At 66.8% G+C, this 25,981-nt stretch carries 22 protein-coding genes; 15 read left to right on the forward strand and 7 right to left on the reverse strand.

From position 1 onward, the window contains the following. Positions 1 to 99 precede the first annotated feature (99 nt). Together AC1DW9_RS23860 and AC1DW9_RS23865 are read left to right on the forward strand one after the other, a co-directional pair. A complete protein-coding gene (locus AC1DW9_RS23860) occupies positions 100 to 1,482 on the forward strand; it encodes a dipeptidase (RefSeq protein ID WP_441489140.1) in 1,383 nt (460 codons plus the stop codon). Continuing rightward, positions 1,479 to 2,060, forward strand: coding sequence for an LOG family protein (locus tag AC1DW9_RS23865; protein ID WP_069877270.1), 582 nt, complete (start codon positions 1,479 to 1,481; stop codon positions 2,058 to 2,060). Before AC1DW9_RS23860 ends, AC1DW9_RS23865 begins: the two co-directional genes overlap by 4 nt. Before the next feature lie 145 nt (positions 2,061 to 2,205). On the opposite strand, the gene AC1DW9_RS23870 is transcribed toward AC1DW9_RS23865, so the two are convergent. The 3 genes from AC1DW9_RS23870 to AC1DW9_RS23880 all read right to left on the reverse strand — a co-directional run bounded on the left by AC1DW9_RS23870 (position 2,206) and on the right by AC1DW9_RS23880 (position 4,179). Further along, entirely contained in the window at positions 2,206 to 3,048 is an 843-nt protein-coding gene (locus AC1DW9_RS23870; RefSeq protein ID WP_441489141.1) for a S1 family peptidase, read from the reverse strand. Between the two features lie 63 nt (positions 3,049 to 3,111). Beyond that, the gene (locus AC1DW9_RS23875; RefSeq protein WP_441506616.1) at positions 3,112 to 3,891 is read right to left on the reverse strand and encodes a S1 family peptidase; all 780 of its coding nucleotides are present in this window, start codon (positions 3,889 to 3,891) and stop codon (positions 3,112 to 3,114) included. 99 nt (positions 3,892 to 3,990) lie between these two features. Beyond that, on the reverse strand, positions 3,991 to 4,179 hold the full coding sequence (locus AC1DW9_RS23880) for a hypothetical protein (RefSeq protein ID WP_441506615.1): 189 nt from the start codon (positions 4,177 to 4,179) through the stop codon (positions 3,991 to 3,993). A gap of 28 nt (positions 4,180 to 4,207) precedes the next feature. Between AC1DW9_RS23880 and AC1DW9_RS23885 the strand changes: the two genes are divergently transcribed. The 7 genes from AC1DW9_RS23885 to AC1DW9_RS23915 all read left to right on the forward strand — a co-directional run bounded on the left by AC1DW9_RS23885 (position 4,208) and on the right by AC1DW9_RS23915 (position 10,773). Then, entirely contained in the window at positions 4,208 to 4,528 is a 321-nt protein-coding gene (locus AC1DW9_RS23885) for a PepSY domain-containing protein (protein ID WP_069877267.1), read from the forward strand. Positions 4,529 to 4,587: 59 nt separating this feature from the next. Then, positions 4,588 to 5,256 carry a response regulator transcription factor gene (locus AC1DW9_RS23890; RefSeq protein WP_043241156.1) on the forward strand — a complete coding sequence of 223 codons (669 nt, stop codon included), beginning with the start codon at positions 4,588 to 4,590 and terminating at the stop codon, positions 5,254 to 5,256. Between the two features lie 9 nt (positions 5,257 to 5,265). Next, on the forward strand, positions 5,266 to 6,636 hold the full coding sequence (locus tag AC1DW9_RS23895) for an ATP-binding protein (RefSeq protein ID WP_441506614.1): 1,371 nt from the start codon (positions 5,266 to 5,268) through the stop codon (positions 6,634 to 6,636). 71 nt (positions 6,637 to 6,707) lie between these two features. After that, positions 6,708 to 7,811: a c-type cytochrome biogenesis protein CcmI gene (gene ccmI / locus AC1DW9_RS23900; RefSeq protein WP_476775654.1), complete on the forward strand. Its 1,104-nt coding sequence runs from the start codon at positions 6,708 to 6,710 to the stop codon at positions 7,809 to 7,811. Between the two features lie 41 nt (positions 7,812 to 7,852). Next, positions 7,853 to 8,314, forward strand: coding sequence for a cytochrome c maturation protein CcmE (gene ccmE, locus AC1DW9_RS23905; RefSeq protein ID WP_441489234.1), 462 nt, complete (start codon positions 7,853 to 7,855; stop codon positions 8,312 to 8,314). A 7-nt stretch (positions 8,315 to 8,321) separates the two neighbouring features. Then, the gene (locus tag AC1DW9_RS23910) at positions 8,322 to 10,298 is read left to right on the forward strand and encodes a heme lyase CcmF/NrfE family subunit (protein ID WP_441506612.1); all 1,977 of its coding nucleotides are present in this window, start codon (positions 8,322 to 8,324) and stop codon (positions 10,296 to 10,298) included. A 4-nt stretch (positions 10,299 to 10,302) separates the two neighbouring features. Then, complete coding sequence (locus AC1DW9_RS23915) at positions 10,303 to 10,773, forward strand: cytochrome c-type biogenesis protein (protein WP_441506611.1); 471 nt, start codon at positions 10,303 to 10,305, stop codon at positions 10,771 to 10,773. Positions 10,774 to 10,836: 63 nt separating this feature from the next. Here the strand turns inward: AC1DW9_RS23915 and AC1DW9_RS23920 are convergent, their stop codons facing one another. Continuing rightward, complete coding sequence (locus tag AC1DW9_RS23920; protein ID WP_441506610.1) at positions 10,837 to 11,370, reverse strand: hypothetical protein; 534 nt, start codon at positions 11,368 to 11,370, stop codon at positions 10,837 to 10,839. 192 nt (positions 11,371 to 11,562) lie between these two features. Between AC1DW9_RS23920 and AC1DW9_RS23925 the strand changes: the two genes are divergently transcribed. The 4 genes from AC1DW9_RS23925 (at position 11,563) to AC1DW9_RS23940 (ending at position 18,061) form a co-directional block, all read left to right on the forward strand. Next, positions 11,563 to 12,768 (forward strand): S1C family serine protease, encoded by a 1,206-nt coding sequence (locus AC1DW9_RS23925; protein WP_441489148.1) that lies wholly within the window; start codon positions 11,563 to 11,565, stop codon positions 12,766 to 12,768. A 122-nt stretch (positions 12,769 to 12,890) separates the two neighbouring features. After that, the gene (locus tag AC1DW9_RS23930; protein ID WP_043241143.1) at positions 12,891 to 13,574 is read left to right on the forward strand and encodes a response regulator transcription factor; all 684 of its coding nucleotides are present in this window, start codon (positions 12,891 to 12,893) and stop codon (positions 13,572 to 13,574) included. A 55-nt stretch (positions 13,575 to 13,629) separates the two neighbouring features. Beyond that, positions 13,630 to 15,087, forward strand: coding sequence for a HAMP domain-containing sensor histidine kinase (locus tag AC1DW9_RS23935; protein WP_441489235.1), 1,458 nt, complete (start codon positions 13,630 to 13,632; stop codon positions 15,085 to 15,087). A gap of 16 nt (positions 15,088 to 15,103) precedes the next feature. Continuing rightward, the gene (locus tag AC1DW9_RS23940; RefSeq protein WP_441506609.1) at positions 15,104 to 18,061 is read left to right on the forward strand and encodes a bifunctional [glutamine synthetase] adenylyltransferase/[glutamine synthetase]-adenylyl-L-tyrosine phosphorylase; all 2,958 of its coding nucleotides are present in this window, start codon (positions 15,104 to 15,106) and stop codon (positions 18,059 to 18,061) included. 7 nt (positions 18,062 to 18,068) lie between these two features. Here the strand turns inward: AC1DW9_RS23940 and AC1DW9_RS23945 are convergent, their stop codons facing one another. The 3 genes from AC1DW9_RS23945 to AC1DW9_RS23955 all read right to left on the reverse strand — a co-directional run bounded on the left by AC1DW9_RS23945 (position 18,069) and on the right by AC1DW9_RS23955 (position 24,725). Then, positions 18,069 to 20,363, reverse strand: coding sequence for a PAS domain-containing sensor histidine kinase (locus tag AC1DW9_RS23945; RefSeq protein ID WP_441489150.1), 2,295 nt, complete (start codon positions 20,361 to 20,363; stop codon positions 18,069 to 18,071). Positions 20,364 to 20,582: 219 nt separating this feature from the next. Beyond that, positions 20,583 to 23,228, reverse strand: a complete 2,646-nt coding sequence (gene pepN / locus AC1DW9_RS23950; protein ID WP_476775655.1) for an aminopeptidase N — start codon at positions 23,226 to 23,228, stop codon at positions 20,583 to 20,585. Positions 23,229 to 23,306: 78 nt separating this feature from the next. Beyond that, positions 23,307 to 24,725, reverse strand: coding sequence for a cation-efflux pump (locus AC1DW9_RS23955; RefSeq protein WP_244523343.1), 1,419 nt, complete (start codon positions 24,723 to 24,725; stop codon positions 23,307 to 23,309). A 109-nt stretch (positions 24,726 to 24,834) separates the two neighbouring features. Here AC1DW9_RS23955 and AC1DW9_RS23960 point away from each other — a divergent pair, with 109 nt between their 5' ends. After that, positions 24,835 to 25,287: a VOC family protein gene (locus AC1DW9_RS23960; protein ID WP_441506607.1), complete on the forward strand. Its 453-nt coding sequence runs from the start codon at positions 24,835 to 24,837 to the stop codon at positions 25,285 to 25,287. A gap of 132 nt (positions 25,288 to 25,419) precedes the next feature. Beyond that, positions 25,420 to 25,981, forward strand: a 562-nt coding sequence (locus AC1DW9_RS23965) for an aldose epimerase family protein (RefSeq protein ID WP_476855197.1), incomplete at its 3' end; no start/stop codon positions are given.

The raw sequence follows: 25,981 nt of genomic DNA on the forward strand, positions 1-25,981 counted from the left end.
GCCATGCCGGCCGGCCTGCTGGCGCCGGCCCCGTGGCTTGTCATGATGATGCAACCTAAAATCCGCTCATGCCTTGAGCCCATAGTGAGATCGAGCGACATGCCCAAGCTTCCTGCGATTCTCTCCCGCCTCGATGCCGAACTGGATGCCTCGCTGGCCCGGTTGGCGTCGTGGATCGCGATACCGTCGATCGCCACCGATCCGGCCTATGCCGCCGATAGCCGCCGCGCCGCGGAATGGCTGCGGGACGATCTCGAATCGCTCGGCTTCAAGGCCTCGCTGCGCGAAACGCCCGGCCAGCCGATCGTCGTCGGCCATCGGCCCAAGCCTGGTGCGCCGCATGTGCTGTTCTATGGCCATTACGACGTCCAGCCGGTCGACCCGTTGAACCTGTGGGAGAGCGACCCCTTCAAGCCCGTGGTCAAGGAGATCGCGCCCGGCCGCAAGGTCATCACGGGGCGCGGAGCCTGTGACGACAAGGGCCAGGTGATGACCTTCATCGAGGCCTTGCGGGCGACGCTGAAGGAAACCGGCGACCTGCCGGTCGGCATCACCATCCTGGTGGAGGGCGAGGAGGAGTCCGGCTCTCCCAATCTGCCGCCCTTCGTCTCGGCGAATGCCGAGGAGCTCAAGGCCGATGTGGCGCTGATCTGCGACACCGGCATGTGGGACCGGGAAACGCCGGCCATCACCGCCTCGCTACGCGGGCTGGTCTATCAGGAGGTGACGATCAACTGCGCCGACCGCGACCTGCATTCGGGCCTGTTCGGTGGCGCCGCCGCCAATCCGATCCATGTGCTCTCACGCATCGTCGCGGCGCTCCACGACGAGACCGGGCGGATCACCATTCCCGGCTTCTATGACGGGGTCGAGGAACCGACCGCCGAGCAGAAGGCGGATTGGCAGGCGCTCGGCCTGACCGAAGCGGAATTCCTCGGGGGGATCGGCCTGAAGCACTCGATCGGGGAGAAGGGCCGGATGCTGATCGAGCAGATCCAGTCGCGCCCGACCTGCGACGTCAACGGCATCTGGGGCGGCTATATCGGCGAAGGCACCAAGACGGTGATCGCGGCCAAGGCTTCGGCCAAGATCTCCTTCCGCCTCGTCGGCAAGCAGGATCCGCAGAAGATCGCGGCCGCCTTCCAGGCCTTTGTGCGGGCGCGACTGCCGGCGGATGTCACGGCTGAGTTCGTAGCGCATGGCGCCTCGCCGGCGATCGCCGTTCCCGTCGATTCGCCGGCCCTGCTCAAGGCGCAGGCCGCGCTGACCGAGGAATGGGGCCGCAAGGCGGTGACCATCGGCTCGGGTGGCTCGATCCCGGTCGCCGGGGACTTCAAGCGCACGCTCGGCATGGACACTCTGCTCGTCGGCTTCGGTCTCGATGATGACCGCGTTCACTCGCCGAACGAGAAATACGACCTCTCTTCCTTCCACAAGGGCCAGCGTTCCTGGGCCCGCATCCTGCAGGCGCTGGGCGCATGAAATCGGTTTGTATCTTTTGCGGCTCCAACCCGGGCAATGACGAGGTCTACGCCGCCGGCGCCCGGGCCATGGGCGCCGAGATCGCCAGGCGCGGGCTGACGCTCGTCTATGGCGGCGGTGCTGTCGGTCTCATGGGCACCGTTGCCAATGCGGCGCTCGCGGCCGGAGGCGAGGTCCACGGCATCATCCCGCGCGCGCTCCGCGAAAAGGAGATCGGCCATAACGGGCTGACCCGGCTCGAAGTGGTCGACACCATGCACACGCGCAAGGCGAGGATGGCCGAACTCTCGGATGGCTTCATCGCGATGCCGGGCGGCATTGGCACCTTCGAGGAGATTTTCGAGATCTGGACCTGGGGCCAGCTCGGCATTCACACCAAACCACTCGGCTTCCTGAATATCGGCGGCTTCTACGATCCGCTCGCGACTTTCCTGGACAACACGGTTGAGGCCGGCTTCCTGAAGCAGAACCACCGCGCCATGGCCATGACGGATACCGAGCCGGCGACCCTGCTCGAAAGGATGGATCAATATGTTCCGTCCGCGACGTTCAAATGGGTGGAGAAGGAGGAGACCTGAGTCTCCTTCAACCGCCGCGCTTCCCCGTGGTCTGCCCTCTGCAGCCCGGCTCGGGCGTTCCCGGCCGGGTTGTGAACCTCACGCGTCGCGCGGCCCTGCCGACGCGAGCGGACGGAGTTCCCCCGCCTGAGCCGCCGGGTTCGGCTCAGCGGCTGAACCACCAGCTATAGCTGGCGCGCGGCGCGACCGGGGCCTCCTGGCGCCCGCCTTCGCCAAGCGCCAGAAGCCGGCCGCTGGCCTCGGTGATCCAGGAGCGGTGCTCGCTGATCGGCGTAATGGCGGTGAAACCGCCGCAAATCCGTCTGACGCGCGAATTCAGCGGGCCGCTCGACCAGCTGACGATGCCGACCAGATCCCGCGAGGCCGCCGAGCCGCGCAGGACGGGGCCGCCGGAATCGCCACGGCAGGCACCCGCGCCAGGCGTCTCGCCCAGTGCCTGCGTGTCGACCGCGACCTTCACCGTGTTCGACGTCGTGTAGTTTCCGGCATTGACGAGCGGCGTCTCCCGCAGCCGCCGCGCGGTGCGCTTGTTGTTCTCGGACGAGAGGCCATAGCCTGCCATCGTCACGGTCTCGCCCTGCCAGAGACCGCTGCCCAGCGAGAGTGGTTCGATATCGGCGGGAAGGGGAGAGGCGAGCCTGAGAACGGCGAGATCGGTCCCGGGCTGGGTGCGCGGCGTGGTGCCGGGAACGAAGCTCGGATGCGGCAGGACCCCGATCACCGGGTGGCTGCGCTCGCGAAAGCGCGTATCCAGGCTCACCACACGGACGGCCCCACCGCCCATCAGGCAGTGCGCCGCGGTCAGGACGAGTTCAGGCGCGATCGCCGCGCCGGAACAGAGCTCGCCGCGGCTGGTCTCGACCCTGACCGTCCACGCGCGCGGGCCATCGAGCCCTCGCGAAGGAGCGCCACCGACGACGGCCGCTGCCGGGGAGGCTGCCGCGCAAAGTGCTGCGGCAAGGGCAAGGATCGGAGCACGAGACATCATGAAGCAACCGCCGGGTTCACATTGCCACTCTATGGCCTGTTTCGAGCCAGTCCAGTGTTTCGATCAGCGACCGGTTGTCCAGGATGCGCTCTCGCCCCATTGCGACAAGGTGCGGTCGATCCAGTTTCGCTGCGGCGCGACGAGAACGCCCTGGCTGAGCAGGCCGCAATTCCTGCCCTTCGGACCAGTGGACCAGCTTGTCACCGCGATGACGCCGTCACTGCCCTGCCAGATCGGGCCACCGGAATCGCCCTGGCAGGCGCCGGCGCCGGGACGACTGCCCGCACCAGCAGGATCTGCCGCCCAGAGCAGGATTTTGCCTGGTCCATAGGGCTCGACCGTCGCCAGAGTGGCGGATCGATAGGTGCCGGTGGTGCGGGCCTCTCCCTCCCGGGAGACCCCATAGCCCGCAAGCGTTATCTCCGAACCGGCGGGTGGGAGGCCGCCATCGATCAAGGCGGCGGGCGAGAAGCGCGACGGGAGCGGCGCGGAGAGGCGCACCAGGGCGAGATCAATCGAGCGGCGCCGCGCCGTGATCGCCTTCGCATCGAAGCCGGGATGGAACGAGACCGTGGCAGGGGCGATCAGCACCGGTTCGCCGCTGCCGTCCTTCCAGTGGATGCGCAGCTCGACGCCGCCATCGGCGCAATGGGCCGCGGTCAGGATCGTTCGCGGTGACAGGACGATCCCGGAGCAGACGCCGCCGCGCGCATTGAGAACCATCAGCGTCGACGCGGCAGACGGTCCGCCGTCGCGTCCGCCGAGCACGGCCAGGGCAGGCGTTGCCGCCAGAATCGCCGCGAGCGCGAGCCCGCCAGGGCCAATCGAACCTCTGACGCTCATCTGATCTCCTCTCCTCGTGTGCTGGGAGCGATAGCGCGTCGAACCGCATAATTGAACCTGGAATCGGAGCCGGCGGCTGACGCTGGAGGGTCTTGTTCGTCAGGCCAGCCAGCGGCGCGCGCGGCCGGCGAGGTGCGGAAATGCCGGACTCCGCGAGACGGGCGTCTGCAAACCGAGATTGAGATCGCCGATGCTCAGATCCGCAAGGTTGTGGGCAAGGGGCAGGAATGGCGTGGACGGCTGGCGGTGCACTGGCATATCCTGACGATACGCGAGCCGCCCATTCATGGCGTGTTCAGTTGCTCGGGATTAGCGAATGTCGATGATGCCCGTCGAAACGATCTTCGCCCTGACACTGCTTGCCCAGCCCCTCCCGATTGTCACGATCGACAGCCAGGAGCCCATCTCCTGCCTGTCGGCGGACGAGATGCGCGAGGCGGTGTCGGATGGGCGGGTGATCCAGCCGGCCCAGGCCTCCAGGCATGCGCGCAACGCCGCGCCGGGCGAGGTCGTCCGTATCAGGCTGTGTCGCCAGGGCGATGATTTCGTCTATGTTGTAACGACGTTGAAGCGCGACGGTCGCGTGGCCCGGGTGACGCTCGAGGGCCAGTCCGGCAAGGTCTCAACCATTCGCTGAGCGGCAGCCTTCAGGCGAAGGCATCCGGCCCCGGGACATCAAGACAGGAGTGAGCCGACGTGAGACTGCTCGTCGTCGAGGACGACAAGGACCTCAATCGCCAGATCGTGACCGCGCTGGAGAATGCCGGCTATGCCGTCGACAAGGCGTTCGACGGCGAGGAGGGCCTCTATCTCGGAGAGACCGAACCCTATGATGCAGTGATCCTCGATCTCGGCCTGCCGAAGGTCGATGGCGTGACTGTGCTCCAGGGTTGGCGCCGGGCCGAGAAGACCATGCCGGTACTGATTCTGACTGCACGGGATCGCTGGAGCGACAAGGTCTCGGGCTTCGATGCGGGCGCCGACGACTATGTCGTCAAGCCGTTCCATATCGAGGAACTGCTGGCCCGCGTCCGGGCGCTGCTGCGCCGCGCAGCCGGCCATGCCACCTCGGAGCTGACCTGCGGCCCGGTGCGGCTCGACACGCGCGCCAGCCGGGTCGTCGTCGACGGCAATCCGGTCAAGCTCACCTCGCACGAGTACCGGCTGCTGGCCTATCTGATGCATCATCAGGGGCGTGTCGTCTCGCGTACCGAGCTGGTCGAGCATCTCTACGATCAGGATTTCGACCGGGACTCCAACACCATCGAGGTTTTCGTCGGCCGTCTCCGCAAGAAGCTCGGCGTCGAGATCATCGAGACCGTCCGTGGGCTTGGCTACATCGCCGCTGCGCCTGCCAAGGTCTGACGACGGTCCATGCCGGGCAAATCGCATCGCTATTCGCTCGGCGCTCGCCTCTTCCTGTCGGCGGCAGTGTGCTGCGCGCTGGTGCTGGCGCTCGCCGGGTTCGGCCTGACGACATTCTACCGTCGCTCCGCTGAGCGTGGCTTCGACGAGCGACTCAGCGTCTACATCAAGGAACTGGTCGCGGATCTTGCCGCGCCGCCGGAAACCGAACGCCAGGCGATCGGCGATCTCGGCGAGCCGCGTTTCGATCTGCCGCTATCCGGCTGGTACTGGCAGATCGTCAGGCTCGATGGCGAAAAGCCCGTGGTGCGCACCTCGCGCTCTCTCGTCGGCGGGCAGTTGCCGAAGCTTCTCGACCAGCAGCTGACGCCGAATGCGCGCGGCTTGCGTGAGAGCTATGTCTCTGGGCCGGACGAGAGAGGCCTGCGCATCATCGAGCGCGAGATCGATGTCGGCGAGGATGGCCGCTTCATCGTCGGCGTCGCGGCCCCCGCCGACGAGATCGAAGGCGACATTCGTGATTTCCGCCTGGCGCTGACGCTGACCTTCCTGCTGCTCGGGCTCGCGCTCGTGGCTTCGACCCTGATCCAGGTTCGCTTCGGCCTGCGCCCCCTCGTCAGGCTTGGGACAGCGGTCGGCTCGGTGCGAACCGGCGAGGCCGCCCGGATCGCCGGAAAATACCCGCCTGATCTTGCGCCACTGGCTGGCGAACTCAATCAGCTCATCGACGCCAACCGCGAAATCCTGGAACGGGCCCGGACCCAGGTCGGAAATCTCGCCCACGCCCTGAAGACGCCGCTCAGCGTGATGCTGAACGAAGCCGAGGCAAGCGACCCGCATCTGCCGCAGACGGTGCGGAACCAGGCGGCGATCATGCGCGACCAGGTGCAGTATTATCTCGACCGCGCGCGGGCGGCTGCACTCTCCGGCGCGCTCGGCAGCGTCACCGAGGTTGCGCCCTCGCTCGACGCGCTGATCCGCACCTTCGCCAAGATCTCGCAGGGGCGCGGCATCACCGGCATGCACCACGTCCCGCCCCATGTCCGCTTTCGCGGCGAGCGGCAGGATCTGGAGGAAATGCTCGGCAATCTGCTCGACAACGCGTTCAAATGGGCGCGTTCGACGGTCGAGGTGAGCCTGGCCCCCGAAGCCGAAGAGGGGCGGATCGCGCTGCTGATCGACGATGATGGTCCCGGGCTGCCGTCCGAGGCCGTGCTCGACGTGCTCAAGCGCGGCCGTAGGCTCGACGAGACGACGCCGGGCTCCGGCCTCGGGCTCTCGATCGTGGTCGATCTCGCCAAGCTCTATGGCGGCGAGCTCACGCTCGAGCGCTCGCGCCTCGGTGGCCTGCGGGCGCGCCTGCTGCTTCCTTCGGTCTGACGGTGCCGACGTGACCCTTTGTCGCCATCGGCAGACATGATACGGCGTCAGCGATTGGCTATGAACGCGACATGCTGATCTGGATCATCTTTGCGGCAATGACGGCGGCGGCGGTTTTCGCCTTGCTCTGGCCCCTTGGGCGCGGAGACGCGAACGCGTTTGCCGAGGTCACCGACGCAAAGAGTCTCTATCGCTCCCAGCTTGCCGAGATCGACCGCGATTTTGGCCGCGGGCTGATCGGCGGCACCGAGGCGGACGCTGCGCGCGCCGAGGCCGGCCGCAGGTTGCTGCGTGCGGCCGACTTGGAGGCTGTCCCCACGGGAGACAGCGAGCCTGCGCTGCGTCGGCGGCGTGCAGCCTCGGCGATCGCACTGTCCTGCGTGCCGCTCTTTGCTCTTCTGCTCTATGGCGCCCAGGGCTCGCCCGAGCGACCGGATCAGCCGCTCTCGGCGCGGCTGAAATCGGACCCTTCTCAGGATTTTGCGCTCGCGGTCAGCCGCATCGAGGCCCATCTGGCGGCCAACCCCGGCGACGCGCGGGGCTGGTCCGTCGTGGCGCCGGTCTATTTGCGCCAGGGTCGTTACGACGAGGCGGCGCGGGCCTTCGCGGCGGCGCTGGAGCATGGCGGAGCCAATGCCGAATTGCTGGCCGGCCTTGGCGAGGCGCGTGCGCTTGCCGCAGGCGGCGTGGTGACGGCTGAAGCGCGCCAGCCCCTGACCGAAGCGGTCAAGCTCGATGGCGGCAATGCCCGGGCCCGCTACTTCCTGGCGATTGCCAAGGAGCAGGACGGTGACAGTGCCGGCGCGATTGCGGATCTGCGCGCTCTGCTCGCCGATGCTCCAGCTGATGCGACCTGGGTCGGGACGGTGCGCCTGCGCCTGGAGGGGCTGGAGGCCGCACCGTCCACCGGCGCCTCGATCGCGGCGTTGCCGCCGGGCGAGCAGCAGCTCGCGATCCGGGGCATGGTCGATGGTCTTGCCGAGCGCCTCAAGATGGGCGGCGGCACCTTCGCCGAATGGACGCGACTGATCCGTTCGCAGGTCGTGCTCGGCGACAAGCCTGCAGCACGAGAGGCGATCATCGCGGCCCGCCAGCGCTTCGCCGATGATGGTGCGGCGCTTGGCCAGCTTGATGCCCTGGCCGGAGAACTCGGATTGCGGGAGCCCGCGCCATGACCGCCACAGAACCGTCGCGAGTCTTGGCGCCGCGCCGCGGGATGAGCCGCAAGCAACGTCGCCTTGCCCTGATCGGAGCGGCAGGCGCAGTCCTGTGCCTTGCCGCCGGCCTCGTGCTCTTCGCCATGCGCGATTCGATCGTCTTCTTCTACGGACCGACGGAAATCGCCGAAAAGGGGCTGCAGCCCGGCACGCGCATGCGGCTCGGCGGCCTCGTCGAGACGGGGTCCGTGTCTCGCGGGCCTGGCCAGCGCGTGACTTTCGCCATTACCGACAGCAAGACCACTGTCCAGGTGAGCTATGATGGCCTCCTGCCGGATCTCTTCCGCGAAGGGCAGGGCGTCGTCACGGAAGGCGTGCTTGAGGCCGCAGGCCGGTTCCGAGCGGATTCGGTTCTCGCCAAGCATGACGAAACCTACATGCCGCGCGAAGTCGCGGACGCACTGAAGAAGCAAGGCCATTGGCAGCCCGGCGACGCCGGTGCGCAGAAGCCGCAGCGGTGAGGGCAGGATGATCGTCGAGATCGGACATTTCGCGCTCGCGCTGGCGCTGGGTGTCGCCGTCGTCCAGGCGCTCGTCCCACTCTGGGGCGTCTCGCGGCGGGATGCCGCCTTGGCTTCGGTCGGCCCGACGGCGGCGGTGACCTGCTTCCTGCTGGTCGCCTTCTCCTTCCTTGCGCTCGTCGTGTCCTATGTGCGCTCGGATTTTTCGGTCGAGAACGTCGTCGCCAATTCGCATTCGGCCCAGCCGTTGATCTACAAGGTGACGTCGACCTGGGGCAATCACGAAGGCTCCATGCTGCTCTGGGTGCTGATCCTGACGCTGTTCGGCGCGCTGGTCGCCGTGTCGCGCCGGTCTCTGCCGACGCGTCTCAGGGCCGGAACACTGGCGGCGCAGGGCTTCGTCACGGTCGCCTTCCTGGCTTTCGTGCTCCTGACCTCGAACCCGTTCCGGCGGCTCGATCCGGCGCCGGGCGAGGGCCAGGATCTCAACCCGATCCTTCAGGATCTCGGCCTCGCGATCCACCCGCCGCTGCTCTATGTCGGCTATGTCGGCTTCTCCATCACCTATGCCTTCGCCGTCGCCGCCTTGATCGACGGGCGCATCGATGCCGTCTGGGCGCGCGCTGTCAGGCCGTGGACGCTGCTGGCCTGGGTCTTCCTGACGCTCGGCATCGCGATGGGGTCCTACTGGGCCTATTACGAGCTTGGCTGGGGCGGCTGGTGGTTCTGGGACCCGGTCGAGAATGCCTCGCTGATGCCCTGGCTGGCCGGCACCGCGCTGATTCACTCCACCGTGGTGATGGAGAAGCGCGATGCGCTGAAGGTCTGGACGATCCTGCTCGCGATCCTGACCTTCTCGCTCTCGCTGCTCGGTACCTTCATCGTTCGCTCCGGCGTCCTGACCTCGGTGCATTCCTTCGCCAGCGATCCCGGGCGCGGCCTCTTCATCCTTGCGATCCTGGTCTTCTTCGTCGGCGGCTCGCTGGCGCTCTTCGCCTGGCGCGCGCCGCTGCTGCGGCAGGGCGGCCTCTTCGCCCCGATCTCGCGGGAGGGCGCGCTGGTCGTGAACAATCTCTTCATCGCGACCGCCTGCGCGACCGTCTTCATCGGTACGCTCTATCCGCTGGTGCTGGAGATGCTGACGGGCGACAAGATTTCCGTCGGCCCCCCGTTCTTCAACGCCACCTTCGTACCCGTGGTCGTGCCTCTGCTGCTGCTGCTGCCGATCGGCCAGACGCTGGCCTGGAAGCGCGGTGACCTGCTCGGTGCGGCGCAGCGCATGTCGGCTGCTCTCGTGCTCGCAATCGTCTCCGGGCTTGCGGTCGTCGCGGTCATGCGTGGCGGCCCCGTCCTTGCGCCGCTTGGTATCGGGCTTGGCGTCTTCCTCATCGCAGGTGCGGCCTGGGATATCGGCGAGCGCGTGGTGCGGCGGGCGAGCGGCGCCTCGGCGATGCTGTCGCGCGCAATCGGCCTGCCGCGTTCGGCCTGGGGTACGGCCTTCGCCCATGCCGGCGTCGGCCTCAGCGTGATCGGTATCGCGGCTGCCGCATGGAGCGCGGAGGGGATCGGCGTGCTGAAGCCGGGCGAGAGCCTGACCAGCGGCCGCTATACCGTGGTCCTGGAGACGGTCACGCCGCGCAAGGGCCCCAACTTTACCGAGGATGTGGCGCGCTTCCGCGTTTCTGCCGGCGACAGACAGCTGAAACCCGTCGAGGCGATGAAGCGGGTCTATACCGCCCGCGCCATGCCGACGACGGAGGCCGGCATTCGGACCGACGGCCTCAGCCAGGTCTATGTCAGCCTTGGCGAGCCGCAGGGCGGCGGAATCGCGGTCAGGGTCTATGACAAGCCGCTCATCCTGCTGATCTGGATCGGTGCCGTCGTCATGGCTTTCGGCGGAGCGCTGTCGCTGACCGACCGGCGCTTCCGTCTCGCCGTGCCGCGGCGTGCCGCGACGCGCGCCGTCATCCAGCCGGCGGAGTGAACGCATGCGTCGCGTCCTTGCCTTGCTGATGCTCGGCCTGCTCTGCGCCAGCCCGGTCAGGGCGGTGCAGCCGGACGAGGTCCTGCCGAACGCCATGCTCGAGCAGCGGGCGCGCCAGATTTCCGGCGGCCTGCGCTGCCTCGTCTGCCAGAACCAGTCGATCGACGATTCCGACGCGCCACTTGCCCGCGACCTGCGCATCCTCGTGCGCGAGCGGCTGGTGGCCGGAGATACGGATGAGGCCGTGCGCGATTTCGTCGTCGCACGTTACGGCAATTTCGTCCTGCTCAGTCCTCCCCTCAATATCCGCACCATTGCGCTGTGGGTCGCGCCGTTCCTGATCCTTGCCTTCGGCCTTGCCTATCTCGGCCGGAGAAGCCGGCTGATGCGGACGTCGGCCGGGCAGCAGACGAAACCCCTGAGCGACGACGAACAGGCACGGGTTGACGCGCTGATCAGGCGGGACGGCAACTAAGGCATCGGCCCGAAGGGCGGATTACACTCTTCGGGAAATCCGCCGCAAACACCGACGCTCAGGTCAGATGGAGATGCCGCACTGACTCTGCATCTCGCCCGTTATGGCAGGGCCCAGGTTGGCGCTCCAATCCACAAAGCCGGTACGGATCGGCGATGGCCTGAACGTCGCGTGCTCGGCGAAGACCCGGGCAAAGCAGGCCACCTTGTCTCCTGAATATCCGCGCTGAGCCGCGATCTTCGTGCCCGCAAGGTAGGCTCCGCCCTGGGTTTGGGGCCCCGCATAGGTGTTGCGGCCTGCGATGCGGGCGGGCTTGCGGGCCGCGAGATCGGCCAGCCGGTCGACGCCGCAGCGGCGGCGGAGCTCGGCATTGTAGGCCGGTGTCGAGGGAGCAAACCAACCTCGGTTTCCGCTGGCTTTCTCGACCACGACGGCATGCCGTGCAAACACCTGCGCGTAGCATTCCGCGTTCGCGTAGCCGCGCTTCTGGGCGAGCCGCAAACCGGTTTGGTAGGTCGTGATGGTTTGCGAGGAGGCGGCACTGCTGCCCAGTGCGAGGGCGGCAATCGCCGCGAATGTGAGAACGCGCATCGTCAAGGCCAGTCCGGCAAAGTCATCGTCCCCCCATGAGACAGGAGCGCCGTCTCAATCGTCAAGCGCACTGGGGGGCGCCGTCCGCTCAACCTTACAAAAACGTCATCTCGGCGCGAAAACGGGGTAAGGCGCCACCCGTCATGGTCACGACACCAAGCAGGGAATGCCCCTGCCGTCAGTCGCAGAGGTAAAACCATGACGACCCCTACCACTTCCAAGTCCATCCTCAAGCGCGGCGCCTTGATCGCCGGTGCGGCCACGCTGGGCATCGGTCTTGCCGCTGGTCTCGCGGATGGCGCTCTCATGCAGAATCACAGCGCCTTTGCCCAGCCGATCCAGCTCTCCGGCGTCCAGACCCAGCTCCCGTCCTTTGCGGACATGGTCGATCACGTGAAGCCGGCTGTCGTTTCCGTTCGCGTCAAGACCAGCGTCGCTGCCGCCTCCGCCGAGGATGGCGAGAGCGGCATCGAAGGTCTGCCGCCCGGCCACCCGCTCGAGCGCTTCCTCCGCCGTTTCGGTGAAGAGGGTCAGGGCCAGGGCCAGGGCCCGCGTCAGGGCAAGCCGCAGCCGCGTCAGGGCATGTCGCAGGGTTCGGGCTTCTTCGTCAGCCAGGACGGCTATGTCGTGACCAATAACCACGTCGTTCAGAACGCGACCGAGGTCCAGCTCGTCACCGATTCCGGCAAGACGCTTGCGGCCAAGGTCATCGGCACCGATCCGCGGACCGATATCGCCTTGCTGAAGGTCACCGAGGAGGGCAACTACCCCTTCGTCCAGCTCGCCAAGACGAAGCCGCGCATCGGCGACTGGGTGCTGGCTGTCGGCAACCCCTTCGGCCTCGGCGGCACCGTGACCGCGGGCATCGTCTCGGCCCAGGGGCGCGACATCGGCTCTGGTCCCTATGACGACTTCCTGCAGATCGATGCGGCCGTGAACCGCGGCAACTCGGGTGGCCCGACCTTCAACCAGAAGGGTGAGGTCGTCGGCGTGAACACCGCGATCTACTCGCCGTCGGGCGGCAATGTCGGCATCGCCTTTGCCGTTCCCGCTGCCACGGTCGACAGCGTCGTCGCCTCGCTGAAGAAGGATGGCTCCGTGGCCCGTGGCTTCATCGGCGTCCAGATCCAGCCGGTCACCGCCGAAGTCGCCGATGCGATCGGCCTCAAGGAGCCCCATGGCGCCCTGATCGCCGAGGCGCAGGCCAATGGTCCCGCCGCCAAGGCAGGCATCAAGCGTGGTGACACGATCATCGCCGTCAATGGCGACAAGGTCGCCGACGCCCGCGATCTCTCCAAGAAGATCGCGGTCTTCGCACCGGGCACCAAGACGACCCTGACCGTGTGGCGCGACGGCAAGGAGCGCGAGGTCAGCTTCGAGGTCGGCCGTCAGCCGGCCGCCTAAACAAGGTTGGGCAGGCTTCCTGGCCTTCAGTCGCCCCTGCCAGGTAAACCAGCCTTAACGCGGCAGGCCGGATGTATTCATCCGGCCTGCCGTTTTTCAGTTTCCTGAGGTAACCTGCCGTCATGCGACTCCTTATCGTTGAAGACGACGCCGAAGCGGCGGCCTATCTCGTCAAGGCCTTTCGCGAGGCTGGGCATGTTGCCGATCATGCCGCCGACGGCCTGCAGGGCTATGCGATGGCGGAGGGGGGCGGCTATGACGTTCTGGTGGTCGATCGCATGCTGCCGCGCCTCGATGGCCTGTCGCTGATCCGTTCGCTCAGGGAGCAGAACGATGCGACGCCGGCGCTGATCCTGTCGGCGCTCGCGCAGGTCGATGACCGCGTCAAGGGCTTGCGTGCCGGCGGCGACGACTATCTGCCGAAACCTTATGCCTTCTCCGAGCTGCTGGCGCGCGTCGAGGTGCTGTCGCGGCGGCGTGCGGCGCCGGCCTCGGAGCCGACGACCTATCGCGTCGGCGATCTCGTGCTCGACCGGCTGGCCCACCGGGTCACGCGCGGCGACAGCGAGATACCGCTGCAGCCACGCGAATTCCGCCTGCTCGAGTATTTGATGAAGCATGCCGGGCAGGTCGTGACGCGCACGATGCTGCTCGAAAATGTCTGGGACTATCATTTCGATCCGCAGACCAACGTCATCGACGTGCATGTCTCGCGGTTGCGTTCGAAGGTCGACAAGGGCTTCGAGCATCCGATGATCCACACCATTCGCGGCGCGGGATACATGGTTCGTGACACGACCCGCTGACATCGTCTCGCCGGGCTCCGGTGCGTCTCAGGCTCCGAAGAGGAAGCAGCGCTTCCTGCCGAACCTGTTCCGCACCACCGCCTTCAAGTTGACCGCGATTTATCTCGTCATCTTCGCGCTCTTCGCCGGGTTTGTGCTCGGCTATGTCGCCTGGAATGCCAAGCGGCTGCTGGATGACCAGATCCGATCGACGATCGACGCCGAGATCCAGGGGCTCGCCGAGCAGCAGCGCCTGGGTGGCATCAGGCGCCTCGTCAATATCATCGAGCGGCGTTCGCGCGCGCCGGGCGCTTCGCTTTATCTCGTGACGACGCCGGTCGGCGAGCGTCTGGCCGGAAATGTCGAGGCACTGCAGCCGGGCGCTCTCGACCTGCCGGGTGAGAGCGAGATCGAATATTCCCGCAGCAGCGACGCGCTCGACTCGCCGAGCCGCGCCATCGTCCGGGTCTTCGTGCTTCCGGCCGGCTTCAGGCTGCTCGTCGGCCGGGACCTCGAGGAACGGGATCGGCTGGGCGTGGTGATCCGGCGGGCGGCCGGCTGGTCGCTTCTGCTCGTCTTCGTGCTGGGCTGCTTCGCGAGCTGGTTTGTGGCGCGGCGCGTGCTCAAGCGCATCGACGACATGACCGATACCGCGCAGACCATCATGGCGGGGGATCTCAAGGGGCGGCTCGCGATCTCCGGTACCGGCGACGAGCTGGATCGGCTGGCGCTCAATCTCAATGCCATGCTCGACCGGATCGGCGAGTTGATGTCTGGCATGCAGGAGGTCTCCGACAATATCGCGCATGATCTCAAGACGCCGCTGACACGTCTGCGCAACCGGGCGGAGGAGGCGCTCCGGACCGCCCAGTCGCCGGACGAACTCCGCGGCGCACTGGATGCGTCCATCGATGAGGCCGACAATCTGATCCGCGTCTTCAATGCGCTGCTGATGATCGCGCGGCTGGAAACGGGGCGGATCAATGACAGCATGGCCGAATTGGATCTCTCGGAGGTTGTTTCGGGGCTCGCCGAGCTCTACGAACCCTTGGCGGAAGAGGCGGGTCTTGAGATCGTCACCGAGGTTACGCCTGACCTGCGCGTATTGGGCAATCGCGAGCTGATCGGACAGGCGCTCGCCAACCTGATCGACAATGCCCTGAAATATGGCAAGCCGACCGGGGAGGCCGCCCCCATCGTGCGCGTTGCCGCCGGGGTGGTCGGGCAACAGATCGAGCTCTCCGTGACCGATAATGGGCCAGGTATTCCCGAGGCCGACCGCGGTCGCGTTCTCGAGCGCTTCGTCAGGCTGGATCAGAGCCGCAGCAAGCCCGGCTTCGGGCTCGGCCTCTCGCTCGCGGCCGGCGTCGTCCGGCTCCATGGCGGCCAGATCAGGCTCGAGGACAATGCGCCGGGCCTGCGCGTTGTCATGCTGTTGCCGGAAGCTCCGCCCAAGCCTGTGGAAACAGCCGGGGAAGGAGCGCTTCCCGCCTCGACAGCGCAGGCGAACCCTGCTGGCCTCCAGTCGGCTTGATCGGCGGGGTTATGCAATGGACGGGCAGCTTTGCGAGAGAGTTTCGAGCGCGCCCGTCCTGCCGGCGCGGGCCAAGGCCGATGCGCTCATCGCGCATGACCTGATCGATCGCCTGCGGGACGAGAAGGCCGCCCAGGCTCTCGCCGCCCATTTCGCGGACTATCCGCGTTCGACCGAACTCGTCGCTGGTCTGCTGGCGCATTCGCCTTTTCTCGCGCAGGTCATGCGGCTTGATCCCGAAGGGCTGCTCGCCTCCCTGACCTTGCAGCCGGAAGCGCGGCGGGACGCCCTGCTCGGTGATATCCAAGCTCTGGGTGCCGCCGCCGAATGCGAGACCGGCGAACTGATGCGGGGCTTGCGGCGCTTTCGCCAGGCCATGGCGCTGCTCGTGGCGCTCGCCGATATCGGCGGCCTCTGGGATGTCGAGACGGTGACGGCCGCCTTGACCGCGACCGCCGACATGGCGGTGCGGCTGGCGGTTGCGCATGCATTGCGGCAGGCGGCCGACCTCGGGCGGATTACCCTGGCCGATCCAGCCAATCCAGGCCCGGGCTCAGGCCTCGTCGTGCTCGCGCTGGGCAAGCACGGCGCCGGCGAGCTGAATTACTCCTCCGACATCGATATCGTCGTCTTCTTCGATCCCGAAGCGGCCGAGGCCGCGGGCGTCGCCGAGCCGTCGAGCTTCTTCGTCAAGCTGACGCAACAGGTCGCCCGGATCATCCAGGAGCGGACCCCGGACGGTTACGTCTTCCGCGTCGATCTCAGGCTGCGGCCCGATCCCGGCTCGACGCATGTCGCCGTCGCGCTGCCGACCGCCTATTCCTACTATGAGACCGTCGGTCAGAACTGGGAACGGGCGGCGATGATCAAGGCGCGCCCCGTGGCGGGCGACCTCGAGCTCGGCCACCGCTTCATCCGCGATCTCGCCCCCTTCATCTGGCGCAAATATTTCGACTTCGCCGCGATCGCCGACATCCATGCGATGAAGCGCCAGATTCAGACGGTGAAGGGCCACGAGACCGTTGCGGTCGCCGGCCATAACGTGAAGCTCGGGCGCGGCGGCATCCGCGAGATCGAGTTCTTCGTGCAGACACAGCAGCTCGTCTTCGGCGGCAGGCGTCCGGCTTTGCGCGGTGCGCGGACCCTCGACATGCTGGCCGAACTGACCCGCGAAGGCTGGATCACGCCCCAGGCGCGCGACGAGCTCGGCGAATCCTATCGCTTCCTGCGCACGATCGAGCACCGCCTGCAGATGCGCAATGACGAGCAGACGCAGACGCTGCCGACGCAGAAGGCCGATCTCGAGGCCTTTGCCCGTTTCTGCGGCTATCCCTCGACGGCCGCTTTCGGCAAGGCGCTGACGGCTCATGCCAAGCGCGTCGAAGGCCATTATGGGCTGCTGTTCGAAGAAGGTCCGAGCCTGGCGAGCGAGGCAGGCACATTGAGCTTCACCGGCACCGAGCTTGATCCCGATACGTTGGAAACGCTGGGCAAGCTCGGCTTTCGCGCCCCGAAAACCGTGGCGGAGACCGTGCGCGGTTGGCATTTCGGCCGCCGTGCTGCCGTCACCAGTGCGCGCGCCCGTGAGGTGTTGACCGAGCTGACGCCGGCGCTGCTCGTGGCGCTGGGCCGCACGGCCGATCCCGATGGTGCACTCGCCCATCTCGACAACGCCTTCGTTCGGATGCCGGCGGCTGTCGAACTGCTGACCCTGCTGCGTTCGCATGGCTCGCTCTTGACGATCTTCGCCGAGATTCTTGGCAGCGCCCCTCGCCTGGCCAAGGTCGCCGCCCTGCACCCGCATGTGCTCGACGGAGTGATCGACCCGGCCTTCACCTCATCCGTGCTCGATGGCGAGGCGGTCGCGCGGCGCATTCGCGCCGCTGTCGGGACGCCGCCGCCCAGCGTGGAGGACGGGCTCGATCGACTGCGCGACGCGGCCCGGCAGGAGAACTTCCTCGTCGGGGCGCGGCTGCTTTCGGGCGTCTATGCCGCCCAGCAGGCCGGTCAGGCCTATTGCGCGGTGGCCGATGCCTGCCTGTGCGTCGCCTTCGACGACACCAAGACGGCCTTCGCAGAAGACCATGGCGTGGTCGAGGGGGCGGAGACGGTGGTCCTCGGGCTCGGCCGGCTCGGGGCGGGCGAGCTGACGCCGTCCTCCGATCTCGACCTGATCCTGCTCTATGACCGACCTGCTGCATCTGAGGTCAGCACCGGGCGCAAATCGCTCGATCCGGTGACCTGGCATATCCGGTTCACGCAGCGCCTCGTTGCGGCCCTGACGGTGCCGACGCGGCGTGGCACGCTCTACCAGGTCGACATGCGGCTGCGGCCCTCCGGCAACAAGAGCCCGGCCGCAACCCAGTTCGCCGGCTTCGAGGCCTATCACGGCGGCGAAGCCGAGATCTGGGAGGAGATGGCGCTGACGCGTGCCCGCGTCATCACCGGCGATGCTGGGCTCGCGCGCCGCACTGAAGCGGCGATCGCGGCCATCCTGGGCCGCAGGCGCGAGCCGGCCAAAGTCGCTGCGGCGGTTGCCGATATGCGGGCGCTGATCGCCAGGGAGAAGGGTGAAAGCGATCCATGGGATCTCAAGCTTGCTGCGGGCGGGCTGACGGATCTGGATTTCCTGGCGCAGTTCCTGATCCTGGCTCACGCCAGCGCTCATCCCGGGCTTCTGGTACGCGATACCGCGCCGGTCTTCGTCGCTGCGCGCGAAGCCGGGCTGCTGGCGCAAGCAGATGCCTCGGTTCTCGTGGAGGCGCACCGTCTGATTGGCGACGTGCAGCTCTGGCAGCGCTTCACCGTTGAGGAGGCCTTCGATCCGAAGGCGGTGCCGGAGCGTGTGCTGCGCCGGATCGCGACGGCCGTTGGCCGGCCGGATGCCAAGGTGCTGCGCGCAGAACTGGACGAAACGCGGAGCGCCGTGCGCGGAATCTTCAAGCGGGTGCTGGGCGCAGCCCGTCAGGGCTGAGGGAGCCTTACGCAGCCTGGGCGTTGATCCGCCCGGCGCCCCCGTTCAGGGGCAGATGCACCATCACGATCGTGCCAGCGCCGCTGGTCGAGCGCAGGCGCAGCGAGCCGCCATGGAGCTCCGTCAGGGACCGGGCGATGGCGAGACCGAGGCCGGAGCCACCATGGCTGCGGATGAGCTCGCCCTCGACCTGCTCGAAGGGCCGGCCGATACGGTCGATCTTCTCCTTCGGGATGCCGATGCCGGTATCCTCGACATAGATGTTGAGCGCGTCCGGCACCTGCCGCGTGCGGATGGCGACGCGCCCGCCGGTGGGGGTGAACTTGATCGCGTTGTCGAGCAGGTTCTGGAGAATCTGGTAGAGCGCATGCGGATCGGCGACGAGGTGCAGGTTCTTGGCCCCCTCGACGGTCAGGGTGAGGTCCTTGCGCGCGATCTGGTCCTGGGCCTCATGCACGGCCTCGGCCACGACGAGGTCGACCGCGACATCGGAGGCTTCCAACCGGCGCTTGCCGGATTCCAGCCGCGACATGTCGAGGATGTCGTTGATCACGCTGAGCAGATAGCCGCCGCTGGTGCGGATGTCGCGGACATACTCGACATAGCGTTCGCTGCCGAGGGCACCGAACATCCCGTTCTCCATGATCTCGGAGAAGCCGATGATGGCGTTGAGCGGCGTGCGCAGCTCGTGGCTCATATTCGCCAGGAATTCCGACTTGGCGCGGTTGGCGGTTTCGGCGGCAGCCTTCTGCTCGAGATAGCGCTCGGCGAGATCGGCGAGTTGCTGAGCCTGCGCCTCGAGCTTCTGGCGTGAGGCCTTGAGATTGGTGACATGCATCAGGAGTTCATGCTCGGACTGGGTGAGCCGCTCTTCCTGCTGCTTCAGCGTGGTGATGTCGGTGCCGACCGAAACCGAGCCGCCATCCTTCGTGCGGCGTCCGTTGATCTGGAGCCAGCGGCCATCGGAGAGGCGCGCCTCGTAGGAGGTGCCGTTCTCGCGGGAGTGGCGGGTCGGCTCGCGGTCGATATTGGGCTGGGCGCTGAGGCTCATCACCTCTTCGTGGCTCACGCCCCGATGGACGGCTTCGGCGGAAAGCTGGTGCAACTGCTGGTATTTGGCGTTGCAGAGCACGAGACGATTATCCGCGTCCCAGAGCACGAAGGCTTCCGAGATGGCCTCGACGGCATCGCGCAGGCGGGCATCGGCTGTCGCGGTCTGCTCGGCCATGCGGCGTTGCTCGGAGATGTCGACTGCGATGCCGACGAGGTGCTGCGAATGGGTGCGCCGGTCGGTGACCAGCTCGGCGCGGGCCTTGAGCCAGACCCAGCCGCCATTGACGTCGCGAACCCGGAATTCCTGGTCGAGATGGTCGGCCTCGCCGCGGCTGATCGCGTCGGCGAGCGCGTAGAGATCGACATCGGCCGGATGGATGAAGGCATTGACTTCGCCAAAGGACATGAAGTCGCCGGCGCGGTCATAGCCGAGCATCGCATACATCGAGTCCGACCAGTAGATGCGGCCGCGCGCGAGGTCCCAGTCCCAGAGGCCGCAATGGCCGCGGTTGAGCGCGGTATCGATACGTTCGCGCACGCAGTCGCAGTCCTCGTCGGCGGCGCGGGCGCGCTTCGACTGCATCAGGAAGGCGACGGTAAGGGCAGAAAGGACCAGCGCGGCCGAGCCGAACAGGATGGTGAGCGCGCGACTGCGCTCATTCCAGAGCGACAGCACCCGCGACGCGGGTTGCAAGACCGCAACCTGGCCGAGCGGGGCGGCGAGGTTGCGGACGGTCGCGAAGGTCTCAAGGCCGCCTGGGAGGACGATCTTCATGACGCCGGCCCGGTCGCCGAACACGGTCAGCGGCTGGGTCTGGCCAAGGAAATCGACCAGCGTGCGCCGGGCCTGTCCAATCACCGGCTCGCTGGCGATGACCTGACCGCTGGCATCGCTGACATGGACGAGGCGGCCATGTGAGGACAGGTGCTTGGTCGCAAGTGCGGCAAGAACAGTTGCAGGTGCCGCATCGATCTTTGTCGCGATGTCGAGTTCTCGCGCGATCAATGACGCGACGAGGTCGAGATCAGATATCGCATCCGACAATGCATCGTCACGCATCGCGGAGGTCTGGATATAGGCGCCGGCACCGAACAGGACAAAAAAGCCGAGGACGAGGGCAGGAATGACTTTGCGAAAGGTCGGCTCAGCCTTCTCAAACCGCTGGTAGAGCGGATGAGTCAGCGATCTTGCGACACCCAGAATCGTGCCTGCGCGCGTTGCCGCGCAGGTCGCGTTCGCACGCGCCATGCCCGTTCCCCCTTCGGATAACAGTACCGTCAGTAAGATCGGGAGACGTGCCGCATCCCCTCGAATCACCGCCAGTTGAATCCGACCGAATCGGTTTGTCTAGCTTTGAGTTGAATCAGGGGCTCAGAATTCACCCTATGGTTGTAGTAATTCATAGAATGAATCTTGTGCGGGTAATAAATCGTTAACGAACTGGACAGGCGGTGCGCGCCCCGCCTCTCAGGCGAGTGCGCGCTCTGCGATATCGGCGACGTCCCGCGACAGATTGGGGGTGCGCGACACCATGGTGAGGGCCGCCTGAGCGAGGCCGCGACGGCCCGGCTCCAGCGTGCGCCAGGTCTTGAAGGAACCGAGCAGGCGCGAGGCGATCTGGGGATTGGTCCGATCGAGCGCGATCACGATATCCGCCACGAAATCATAGCCGGCGCCATCGGGTCGGTTGAACTGCGTCAGGTTGGCGGCAAACCCGCCGATGAGCGAGCGGACGCGGTTCGGGTTGCCGAGCGAGAAGGTCGGGTGCCGCATCAGGTCCTTGACGCGGCCGAGCGTGCCGGGCTCGGCGATCAGAGCCTGCGCCATCAGCCATTTGTCGAGCACGAGCGGCTCAGCCGCATAGCGCTCTGCGAAGCGCCGGATCAGGGCTTCGCGAGCCTCGCCCGGGATCAGCGTCATGGCGGCGAGTGCCGCAAGCCGGTCGGTCAGGTTGTCGGCGGCGCTGAACTGGGTGTCTGCGAGGCGCGCGCTGGTCTCGGGGGCGCCGATGGCGAGCAGTCCCAGCGCTTCGTTGCGCAGCGCCCTTCGCCCGGCTGCCGTGGCATCCGGCGAATAGAGGCTCTTATCGTCAAGCGCGTCGCGCAGGCTCGAAAGCCTGTCGGCCAGTGTCTTGCCGATCTGTGCCGAGAGCGCGCGGTGGGCCGCATGGATCCGGTCGGGATCGACATCCCGACCGATCTCGCGGGCGATATCGGCGGCGGCGGGCAGGCGCAGCACCTGGGCGGCAAAGGCAGGGTCGGCAAGCGCATGATCGCGCAGGAAGGCGTCGAGCGCTCCGGCGAGTTCCGTGGCCTTGTCGGCAAGCCCGGCGGCGCTGAGGGCTCCGCGCCCGGCGCTGGTCAACGCGCGCGTCGCGACCGTTTGGAGCGCTTGCCAGCGATTGAAGGAATCGCTGTCCGCAGAGAACAGGCGCAGCAGATCGGCATCGGCAAGATCGAGCTCCAGCCGCGCCGGGGCCGAAAAGCCGCGCAGCAAGGACGGGATCGGCGCCTCGTCCAGGCCCGTGAAGGTCACTGACAGCGACGGTTGGTCGAGCACGATTAGCCCGTCGCCCGCATAGGCATTCGAGTTGCTGTGGAGCGGCAGGTCGCCGGCCTTGCCGACGAGGCCGAGCGCGATCGGCAGCGCCACCGGCGCTTTCTGGGGCTGGCCGGGGGTCGGCGGCGTGCTCTGGGCGAGATCGAGCGTATAGCTCCTTGCGGCAGCATCGTAGCGGCCGGAGGCGACGATCGTTGGGGTGCCCGCCTGTTCGTACCAGCGCGCGAAATGGCTGAGATCCTGGCCCGAGCTCTCGGCGAAACAGGCCAGGAATTCCTCGATCGTCGCGGCGGTGCCATCGCAGCGCTCGAAATACAGATCCATGCCGCGCTTGAAGGCCTCGTCGCCGATCAGGACCTTGAGCATGCGGATCACCTCCGCGCCCTTCTCATAGACGGTCGGCGTGTAGAAGTTGTTGATTTCCTTGTAGGCGCGCGGCCTGACGGGGTGGGCGAGGGGCCCCGCATCCTCGGAGAACTGGGTTGCGCGCAGGGTCCGCACATCGGCGATGCGCTTCACCGGGCGGGAGCGCTCGTCGGAGGAGAATTCCTGGTCGCGGAAGACCGTGAGGCCTTCCTTCAGGCACAGCTGAAACCAATCGCGGCAGGTGATGCGGTTGCCGGTCCAGTTGTGAAAATACTCGTGCGCGATGATCGCCTCGATGCTGGCATAATCGCCATCGCTGGCGGTTTGCGGATCGGCCAGCACATATTTGTCGTTGAAGATGTTGAGGCCCTTGTTCTCCATCGCGCCCATGTTGAAATCCGACACGGCGACGACGTTGAACACGTCGAGATCATAGTTCCGGCCGAAGACGCGTTCGTCCCAGCGCATGCAGCGCACCAGCGAGTCCAGCGCCCAGCCGGCGCGGCTGCTCTTGCCGGGCTCGACATAGACGGCGAGCTCGACCTTGCGGCCATCGGCGGTGACATAGTCCTCGCGAACATGGTCGAGCGTGCCGCCGACCAGGGCAAACAGATAGGCGGGCTTGGGATGAGGGTCGTGCCAGACCGCGAAATGCCGGTCGGTGCCGGCGACATCCCCGGTCGCGACCCGGTTGCCGTTCGAGAGCAGGACCGGAGCCTCGGCCTTCTTCGCCTCAAGGCGCACGGTGTAGACCGACATCACGTCGGGGCGGTCGAGGAAATAGGTGATCCGGCGGAAGCCATCCGCCTCGCACTGGGTGCAGTAGACGTTGGACGAGCGATAGAGCCCCATCAGCTTGGTATTGGCCGAGGGGTTCAGCACCGTCTCGATGGTGAGGGTTAAGCCGCGCTTCGGTGGCGCGAGCACGGTCAGTCCCTGCGGCGTGGCGCTGTAGGCCGCAGCATCCAGCGTGGTTCCATCGAGCTTGAGCGAGACCAGCGTCAGCTCGTCCCCGTCGAGGACCAGCGCCGATCCCGGCTGCCCGGCCGGATTCGGCCTGAGGCCAAGCTGGGCCCGCACCTTCGTTTCATGCGCATCGAGAACGAAGTCGAGATCGACCGTATCGATCAGCCAGTCGGAGGGACGATAATCCTCGAGACGGATCAGGGGGGTATCTTCGGCGCGCATGGACAACCCTGGCGAAAACGACATCTGAGCCTTGTCTGTAGCCCGAGCCCCCTTCCGCTGAAAGTCCGTGCGCGCTGATCAGGCAGGCTGGCGCAGATGCGCAGGCTCGGCATGGCTGACCAGCCGGCAGACCTGCGGGCGCGCGATCCGGACGGCGCGCTCGATCGCGTCGACCGCGGCATGGACCGCCGCGACGTCGAGCGCCGGATCGACACGGCAGTGATAATTCACCACGAGACCGTTCGGGGTCTGGCGCACGCGGACGCTGTGGATGTCGTGGATCGGGCCGTCGAGTCCCGCGGCCTCCTTGGCAAGCGCCTTGCCGATATCCTCCACCGCGTCCCATGCGGCATTGTGGCCCGGCGGCGTGCCGGTTTCCATGGGCTCGATATGGGTCTCGACCTCTGTCTCGCCGCCGAACTCGGCGCGGATCGCGGTCTCGAGCCGGGTCGCGATCTCATGCGCCTCGCCGAGCGGCAGCCGGGAATCGACCTCCATATCGAGGCTGACCGAGAGTCGGTCGCCGATGCTGTGCACGGTGACGTGGTGCACCGGGATCTTGAGCTTGAGCGCGATCAGCAGAACCCGCTCGAGCGCGGTCTCATCATCGACCTGGATCGGGTTGGCGGTGACGGTGATCTCGGCCCCTGGCTCGACCTCGCGCAACGCCAGCACGAGCGCGTCCTTGATGGCGACGACACGGTCGAGCGGGAGCGTCCGCGAGACGCGAATTCCGATCTCGCCATGGGTCTGGCCGCCCGAAGGCCGAACCTTCAGCCATTCCACGGCGACGACGCCGGGCACAGCCCCGGCTGCGGCGGTCAGGCGCTCGCTCAGCCCGGCGGGGGCAGCGTCGAGCAATGTATTGATCGTGCGGCGCCCGAGCTTGAAGGCGGAATAGGCCATGAAGGCTGCGATCGCGAAGGCGGCGATCGTGTCGGCCCGCCCAAAGCCGAACCAGGCGGCGATGAGGCCGACGAGAACCAGGGCCGAGCCGACGAAATCCGCCGAAAAATGCGTCGCCTCGGCTGCCAGTGCCTCGCTGCCCGTTTCCGCCGCGACCTTGCGCAGCGAGTGCCAGCGGATCGCGTCGACGATCATGGAAAAGAGGATGACGCCAAGCACGATGGGCGTGACGGTAACGGCGTCGACCGTACCGCTCCACAGCCGGCTGATCGCCTCCCAGAGGATAGCTCCGGCCAGCGTAAAGAGGATCGCGGTCTCGACCAGCGCCGCCAACGCCTCGACCTTGCCATGGCCGTAATGGTGCTCCGCGTCGGCCGGCTTGTCGGCCGCCCGCACCGCGAACCAGGTGAACAGAGTCGAGCCGATATCGATCAGCCCCTGCAAGGCATCGGTCAGCAGGGCGAGCGAGCCGGAGAGGATCGCAGCGATGCCCTTGGCTCCGGTCAGCAGGAGCGTCGCCATCACCGACAGCAAGGCAGCACGCTGCTTGATGCTGGAAATTGTCGCGGCGTCGGGGCGTTTCGTGTCCACGTCTTGCGTTCTCGTCATGGCCCGCCTCGCGCGCCGCCTCTTGGAAAGCAGAGCGTCTGGCCCGATTTAGGAGCGAGATCAACCCGGCCGAACAAGGGGAGCCCCAAGCATGCGATATCTCCACACCATGGTGCGTGTCACCGATCTCGACGCGTCACTCGATTTCTACGTGAACATGTTCGGCCTTGTCGAAACCCGCCGCATCGAAAATGAGAAGGGACGCTTCACGCTGGTCTTCCTGGCTGCGCCGGATGACGCCGCCGACGCCAAGGGCGCCGAAGGCAGCCGTGGCCGCCCCACGCTGGAGCTGACCTATAACTGGGATCCGGAAGTCTATACCGGCGGCCGCAATTTCGGTCACCTCGCCTATGAGGTCGACGATATCTACGCGACCTGCGACAAGCTGATGAAGGCGGGCGTCACGATCAACCGCCCTCCGCGCGACGGAAACATGGCTTTCGTCCGCTCTCCCGACAACATCTCGATCGAGATCCTGCAGAAGGGGCCCGCCAAGGCGCCGGCCGAGCCGTGGGCGAGCATGCCGAATACCGGGGTTTGGTGAGGGCCGAGGCGCCGGGCTCAAACGCCGGGCCCAAGCGCCAGACCCATGCGTGTGACCGTTGAGCACGGCGATGAAATCGGGCACGAGAGGGCGCGGCTTCGGCCGCGTTTCCTTGCTGGTGGTGTGATGCCCATGACCAAGCCTGCTATCGCCGCGACCCTTTCGGACGGCACGCCGATCCACGACATCGTGCTTCGCTCGCCCGGTGGGGCCGAGGCGCGTGTCATGGACTGGGGCGCGACGCTGCGCGATCTGCGCGTGCCGCTGACGAGCGGCCAGCCGCAGCGTGTCGTACTCGGGCTCGCCGATCCCGCCGATTATCCCCAGCACGCCTCGCATATGGGCGCGATCGCCGGACGCTTCGCCAACCGCATTGGCGGCGGGCGCTTCACGCTCGACGGCAAGACCTATCAGTTGCCTCTGAACGAGAACGGCCGGCATTCGCTGCATGGTGGCGGGCAGGGCTTTGGCAAGCGGCCCTGGACGATCCTGCATCATGACGCGGCAAGCGTGACGCTGGCCCTGGTCTCGCCTGACGGTGATGCCGGCTATCCCGGTGCGCTGAATCTCTGGTGCCGCTACAGCCTTGTCGGGGCAGCAACGCTGCGCATCGAACTCACCGCCACCACCGATGCGCCGACGATCGTCAATCTCGCGCATCACTCCTATTTCAAGCTCGATGATGGTCCCGACA

Source organism: Allobosea sp. P4_E12, from assembly GCF_056401655.1.

What these genes read in the sequence shown, in the direction of transcription:
- AC1DW9_RS23860 (WP_441489140.1), top strand. Translation starts at nt 100, where the DNA reads ATGCCCAAGCTTCCTGCGATTCTCTCCCGCCTCGATGCCGAACTGGAT.
- AC1DW9_RS23865 (WP_069877270.1), top strand. Translation starts at nt 1,479, where the DNA reads ATGAAATCGGTTTGTATCTTTTGCGGCTCCAACCCGGGCAATGACGAG.
- AC1DW9_RS23870 (WP_441489141.1), bottom strand. Translation starts at nt 3,048, where the DNA reads ATGATGTCTCGTGCTCCGATCCTTGCCCTTGCCGCAGCACTTTGCGCG.
- AC1DW9_RS23875 (WP_441506616.1), bottom strand. Translation starts at nt 3,891, where the DNA reads ATGAGCGTCAGAGGTTCGATTGGCCCTGGCGGGCTCGCGCTCGCGGCG.
- AC1DW9_RS23880 (WP_441506615.1), bottom strand. Translation starts at nt 4,179, where the DNA reads ATGAATGGGCGGCTCGCGTATCGTCAGGATATGCCAGTGCACCGCCAG.
- AC1DW9_RS23885 (WP_069877267.1), top strand. Translation starts at nt 4,208, where the DNA reads ATGTCGATGATGCCCGTCGAAACGATCTTCGCCCTGACACTGCTTGCC.
- AC1DW9_RS23895 (WP_441506614.1), top strand. Translation starts at nt 5,266, where the DNA reads ATGCCGGGCAAATCGCATCGCTATTCGCTCGGCGCTCGCCTCTTCCTG.
- ccmI (WP_476775654.1), top strand. Translation starts at nt 6,708, where the DNA reads ATGCTGATCTGGATCATCTTTGCGGCAATGACGGCGGCGGCGGTTTTC.
- ccmE (WP_441489234.1), top strand. Translation starts at nt 7,853, where the DNA reads ATGAGCCGCAAGCAACGTCGCCTTGCCCTGATCGGAGCGGCAGGCGCA.
- AC1DW9_RS23910 (WP_441506612.1), top strand. Translation starts at nt 8,322, where the DNA reads ATGATCGTCGAGATCGGACATTTCGCGCTCGCGCTGGCGCTGGGTGTC.
- AC1DW9_RS23915 (WP_441506611.1), top strand. Translation starts at nt 10,303, where the DNA reads ATGCGTCGCGTCCTTGCCTTGCTGATGCTCGGCCTGCTCTGCGCCAGC.
- AC1DW9_RS23925 (WP_441489148.1), top strand. Translation starts at nt 11,563, where the DNA reads ATGACGACCCCTACCACTTCCAAGTCCATCCTCAAGCGCGGCGCCTTG.
- AC1DW9_RS23930 (WP_043241143.1), top strand. Translation starts at nt 12,891, where the DNA reads ATGCGACTCCTTATCGTTGAAGACGACGCCGAAGCGGCGGCCTATCTC.
- AC1DW9_RS23940 (WP_441506609.1), top strand. Translation starts at nt 15,104, where the DNA reads ATGGACGGGCAGCTTTGCGAGAGAGTTTCGAGCGCGCCCGTCCTGCCG.
- AC1DW9_RS23945 (WP_441489150.1), bottom strand. Translation starts at nt 20,363, where the DNA reads ATGGCGCGTGCGAACGCGACCTGCGCGGCAACGCGCGCAGGCACGATT.
- pepN (WP_476775655.1), bottom strand. Translation starts at nt 23,228, where the DNA reads ATGCGCGCCGAAGATACCCCCCTGATCCGTCTCGAGGATTATCGTCCC.
- AC1DW9_RS23960 (WP_441506607.1), top strand. Translation starts at nt 24,835, where the DNA reads ATGCGATATCTCCACACCATGGTGCGTGTCACCGATCTCGACGCGTCA.